The sequence below is a fragment of the Megasphaera sp. AF13-6AC genome, assembly GCF_027685385.1.
Taxonomy (GTDB): Bacteria; Bacillota; Negativicutes; order Veillonellales; family Megasphaeraceae; genus Megasphaera; species Megasphaera micronuciformis.
The window spans coordinates 1-239 of record NZ_JAQCUN010000291.1; the positions used below are offsets into that span (position 1 = coordinate 1).

1 protein-coding gene is annotated in these 239 nt (G+C 35.6%); it reads right to left on the reverse strand.

What is annotated here, in order from left to right; translation table 11 throughout:
• Nucleotides 1-173, reverse strand: a 173-nt coding sequence (locus PGX78_RS09510) for an isochorismatase family protein (protein ID WP_442864827.1), incomplete at its 3' end; no start/stop codon positions are given.
• Between the last annotated feature and the right edge of the window lie 66 nt (nt 174-239).

Genomic DNA, 239 nt, shown 5'->3' on the forward strand with positions numbered 1-239 from the left:
CCTTTTGTTCCCGGAACCAAACTGTCACTTTTATGACGAATATAAATAACTTCAATGCCCTTTTTCCTGGCCTGTTCAATCAAAATGCCGACTCGTTTCAAAAAGCGGGGACTTTCATAAGGCTTCATATGGATTAACATATTTTGAATATCGATAACTACTAAAGCTTTCATTATACCTTCCCTTTTCTCCCGTGAAAACGCTGTATTATAACCGATATTATCACTACATATTGAAAA